Raw genomic sequence first — 5503 nt, 5'->3', positions numbered from 1 at the left:
TCACGGAAGAAGTCCGGCGGTGTCCTACTCTCCCACAGGGTCCCCCCTGCAGTACCATCGGCGCTGAGAGGCTTAGCTTCCGGGTTCGGTATGGGACCGGGCGTTTCCCTCTCGCTATGGCCGCCGAAACACTATTGATGTTTCAGTCTGCACACAACAAAAGATTGTTGTCATGCGGTTCTCGACCGTACATCGAGAACCACTCAGTGGACGCGTAGCACCTCAAACGGGTGTGTTATCAAGTCATCGGCTTATTAGTACCAGTCAGCTGCATGCATTGCTGCACTTCCACATCTGGCCTATCAACCCAGTAGTCTAGCTGGGAGCCTCTCGCCCGAAGGCATGGAAGTCTCATCTTGAGGCCGGCTTCCCGCTTAGATGCTTTCAGCGGTTATCCATCCCGAACGTAGCTAACCAGCGGTGCTCCTGGCGGAACAACTGGCACACCAGAGGTTCGTCCAACCCGGTCCTCTCGTACTAGGGTCAGATCCTCTCAAACTTCCTACGCGCGCAGCGGATAGGGACCGAACTGTCTCACGACGTTCTAAACCCAGCTCGCGTACCGCTTTAATGGGCGAACAGCCCAACCCTTGGGACCTACTCCAGCCCCAGGATGCGACGAGCCGACATCGAGGTGCCAAACCATGCCGTCGATATGGACTCTTGGGCAAGATCAGCCTGTTATCCCCGAGGTACCTTTTATCCGTTGAGCGACAGCGCTTCCACAAGCCACTGCCGGATCACTAGTCCCGACTTTCGTCCCTGCTCGACCTGTCAGTCTCACAGTCAAGCTCCCTTGTGCACTTACACTCGCCACCTGATTGCCAACCAGGTTGAGGGAACCTTTGGGCGCCTCCGTTACTTTTTGGGAGGCAACCGCCCCAGTTAAACTACCCACCAGGCACTGTCCCTGAACCGGATTACGGTTCGAAGTTAGATATCCAGAGTGACCAGAGTGGTATTTCAACAATGACTCCACACGAACTGGCGTCCATGCTTCAAAGTCTCCCACCTATCCTACACAAGCCACACCGAACACCAATACCAAGCTGTAGTAAAGGTCACGGGGTCTTTCCGTCCTGCTGCGCGTAACGAGCATCTTTACTCGTAGTGCAATTTCGCCGAGTTCGCGGTTGAGACAGTTGGGAAGTCGTTACGCCATTCGTGCAGGTCGGAACTTACCCGACAAGGAATTTCGCTACCTTAGGATGGTTATAGTTACCACCGCCGTTTACTGGGGCTTAAATTCTCAGCTTCGCCTTGCGGCTAACCGGTCCTCTTAACCTTCCAGCACCGGGCAGGCGTCAGTCCGTATACATCGTCTTGCGACTTGGCACGGACCTGTGTTTTTAGTAAACAGTCGCTACCCACTAGTCTCTGCGGCCTCCAAACGCTTTCGGAGCAAGTCCTAATACGTCGAAGGCCCCCCTTCTCCCGAAGTTACGGGGGCATTTTGCCGAGTTCCTTAACCACGATTCTCTCGATCTCCTTGGTATTCTCTACCTGACCACCTGAGTCGGTTTGGGGTACGGGCGGCTAGAACCTCGCGTCGATGCTTTTCTTGGCAGCATAGGATCACCCACTTTTTATCCGCATCGTGTCTCAGCCTTAATGAGTGACGGATTTGCCTATCACTCGGCCTACGCACTTGCCCCGGGACAACCATCGCCCGGGTTGGGCTACCTTCCTGCGTCACACCTGTTAATACGCTAACCGCACCAGCATGGGGTCGTGCGCTAGCTCCAACGTTCTCACCCCGAAGGGATCGAATCAGAGGAATTCGGGCACTTAGCACCACTGGATTAGCTTGGGCGGTTCTTCGCCGGTACGGGAATATCAACCCGTTGTCCATCGACTACGCCTGTCGGCCTCGCCTTAGGTCCCGACTTACCCAGGGAAGATTAGCTTGACCCTGGAACCCTTGGTCTTTCGGAGGACGTGTTTCTCACACGTCTTTCGCTACTCATGCCTGCATTCTCACTCGTGTAGCCTCCACGGCTGGTTCACACCGCCGCTTCGCTGGCCACACGACGCTCTCCTACCCATCAATACGGCTGGACCACGAAGGCCTACCAATAATATCAATGCCACAACTTCGGTGGCGTGCTTGAGCCCCGTTACATTGTCGGCGCGGAATCACTTGACCAGTGAGCTATTACGCACTCTTTCAAGGGTGGCTGCTTCTAAGCCAACCTCCTGGTTGTCTAAGCAACTCCACATCCTTTCCCACTTAGCACGCGCTTTGGGACCTTAGATGGTGGTCTGGGTTGTTTCCCTCTCGACTATGAAGCTTATCCCCCACAGTCTCACTGCTGCGCTCTCACTTACCGGCATTCGGAGTTTGGCTGACGTCAGTAACCTTTTAGGGCCCATCGGCCATCCAGTAGCTCTACCTCCGGCAAGAAACACGCAACGCTGCACCTAAATGCATTTCGGAGAGAACCAGCTATCACGAAGTTTGATTGGCCTTTCACCCCTATCCACAGCTCATCCCCTCAGTTTTCAACCTAAGTGGGTTCGGTCCTCCACGACGTCTTACCGTCGCTTCAACCTGGCCATGGATAGATCACTTCGCTTCGGGTCTAGGACATGCGACTGAATCGCCCTATTCAGACTCGCTTTCGCTACGGCTACCCCTCACGGGTTAACCTCGCCACATATCGCTAACTCGCAGGCTCATTCTTCAAAAGGCACGCTGTCACCCCTACTAAGGAGGCTCCAACGGTTTGTAAGCAAACGGTTTCAGGTACTATTTCACTCCCCTCCCGGGGTACTTTTCACCTTTCCCTCACGGTACTTGTCCGCTATCGGTCATCTGGGAGTATTTAGGCTTATCAGGTGGTCCTGACAGATTCACACGGGATTTCTCGGGCCCCGTGCTACTTGGGATACTCTTCGCGTCAAGAGAGGCATTTCGACTACGGGGTTCGCACCCTCTATGACCAGGCTTTCAATCCTGTTCGTCTATACCTTCTTGTAACGCCGACAATTCGGCAGAACTGTCTGAAAAGTCCCACAACCCCGAATACGCAACTCCTGCCGGATATCACACGTACTCGGTTTAGCCTGTTCCGGTTTCGCTCGCCACTACTAACGGAATCGCGGTTGCTTTCTCTTCCTGTGGGTACTGAGATGTTTCACTTCCCCACGTTCCCTCTACCCGCCCTATATATTCAGGCGGGAGTCACTGGGTCGGCACGCCGCCCAGCGGGGTTTCCCCATTCGGAAATCCTCGGATCAAAGTGTGCTTATCCACTCCCCGAGGCTTATCGCAGATTGCTACGTCCTTCTTCGGCTCCAGATGCCAAGGCATTCACCGTTTGCTCTTAAAGACTTGAAAATCACATGAGTTTGAATCAAAACTCGCAACCCAGGCTGCAAGAGCCTGGATCAGAAATTGACTAATGATCTTTAAGATCATCGATCGAAACAATCCCGAAGGATCATCTCGAAGATGCTCGCGTCCACTGTGTAGTTCTCAAAGTACGGGCGGTACCCACCCCCGCCTGCCGGCAAGCCGACAAACAAAAGCAGGTCCAGAGTTACCGTCAGGCACCCAACCAGTAAAGGTCAGTGCGCATCCGGTCCCTCAGGACCCAACAGCGTGCATGTGCCGGCAGCAACCACCAGACCGTTCCAGCCGCAAGCGGCGTACTAAATCCGAAGGCAACCCTCCGACACCAAGTCAAATGTTCCACCCATGAGCTACCGGCGAGAACGTATGTCTCGATCCGGCGCCTGGACACCCCAAAGGGTGCCAGATGCTCCTTAGAAAGGAGGTGATCCAGCCGCACCTTCCGGTACGGCTACCTTGTTACGACTTAGTCCTAATTACCGATCCCACCTTCGACGGCTCCCTCCACAAGGGTTGGGCCACCGGCTTCAGGTGTTACCGACTTTCATGACTTGACGGGCGGTGTGTACAAGACCCGGGAACGTATTCACCGCAGCGTTGCTGATCTGCGATTACTAGCGACTCCGACTTCATGAGGTCGAGTTGCAGACCTCAATCCGAACTGGGACCGGCTTTTTGGGATTCGCTCCACCTTACGGTATTGCAGCCCTTTGTACCGGCCATTGTAGCATGCGTGAAGCCCAAGACATAAGGGGCATGATGATTTGACGTCATCCCCACCTTCCTCCGAGTTGACCCCGGCAGTATCCCATGAGTTCCCACCATTACGTGCTGGCAACATAGAACGAGGGTTGCGCTCGTTGCGGGACTTAACCCAACATCTCACGACACGAGCTGACGACAACCATGCACCACCTGTTTACGAGTGTCCAAAGAGTTGACCATTTCTGGCCCGTTCTCGTATATGTCAAGCCTTGGTAAGGTTCTTCGCGTTGCATCGAATTAATCCGCATGCTCCGCCGCTTGTGCGGGTCCCCGTCAATTCCTTTGAGTTTTAGCCTTGCGGCCGTACTCCCCAGGCGGGGAACTTAATGCGTTAGCTGCGTCACGGAATCCGTGGAATGGACCCCACAACTAGTTCCCAACGTTTACGGGGTGGACTACCAGGGTATCTAAGCCTGTTTGCTCCCCACCCTTTCGCTCCTCAGCGTCAGTTACGGCCCAGAGATCTGCCTTCGCCATCGGTGTTCCTCCTGATATCTGCGCATTCCACCGCTACACCAGGAATTCCAATCTCCCCTACCGCACTCTAGTCTGCCCGTACCCACTGCAGGCCCGAGGTTGAGCCTCGGGATTTCACAGCAGACGCGACAAACCGCCTACGAGCTCTTTACGCCCAATAATTCCGGATAACGCTTGCGCCCTACGTATTACCGCGGCTGCTGGCACGTAGTTAGCCGGCGCTTTTTCTGCAGGTACCGTCACTTTCGCTTCTTCCCTGCTAAAAGAGGTTTACAACCCGAAGGCCGTCGTCCCTCACGCGGCGTTGCTGCATCAGGCTTTCGCCCATTGTGCAATATTCCCCACTGCTGCCTCCCGTAGGAGTCTGGGCCGTGTCTCAGTCCCAGTGTGGCCGGTCACCCTCTCAGGCCGGCTACCCGTCGACGCCTTGGTGAGCCATTACCTCACCAACAAGCTGATAGGCCGCGAGCCCATCCCAGACCGAAAAATCTTTCCAGCTGCTGACCATGCGGTCGCAGCTCATATCCAGTATTAGACGCCGTTTCCAGCGCTTATCCCAGAGTCCGGGGCAGGTTGCTCACGTGTTACTCACCCGTTCGCCACTGATCCCCAAGAGCAAGCTCCTGGTTCACCGTTCGACTTGCATGTGTTAAGCACGCCGCCAGCGTTCATCCTGAGCCAGGATCAAACTCTCCGTAAAAGAAATGTGCCGACACAACCGGAATAAGGTCGTGTACAGCGAGTTTGAACTGACCAAATGGATGTCATTACTGACTTATCCGTTGCCGACCCCCCAAAGGGAATCGGACTTTGATCCAAAGGAATCTCACCCGGTAAAAACCGGGACGAGGTTATTTGGCATTTGACAAGTGCACGCTGTTGAGTTCTCAAGGATCGGATGCTCCT

General features: G+C 54.8%; 3 rRNA genes. All 3 read right to left on the bottom strand.

From position 1 onward, the window contains the following. Positions 1-11: 11 nt before the first annotated feature. The 3 genes from rrf to NQ160_RS17460 all read right to left on the bottom strand — a co-directional run bounded on the left by rrf (position 12) and on the right by NQ160_RS17460 (position 5297). A 5S ribosomal RNA gene (gene rrf, locus NQ160_RS17470) occupies positions 12-128 on the bottom strand. A gap of 106 nt (positions 129-234) precedes the next feature. After that, a 23S ribosomal RNA gene (locus NQ160_RS17465) occupies positions 235-3340 on the bottom strand. 432 nt (positions 3341-3772) lie between these two features. Further along, positions 3773-5297 (bottom strand): 16S ribosomal RNA (locus NQ160_RS17460). The 16S, 23S and 5S rRNA genes sit together here, the layout of an rRNA operon. Positions 5298-5503 lie beyond the last annotated feature (206 nt).

This window comes from Microbacterium sp. zg.Y909 (genome assembly GCF_024626565.1).
This window is presented reverse-complemented; position numbering and strand designations above follow the sequence as displayed.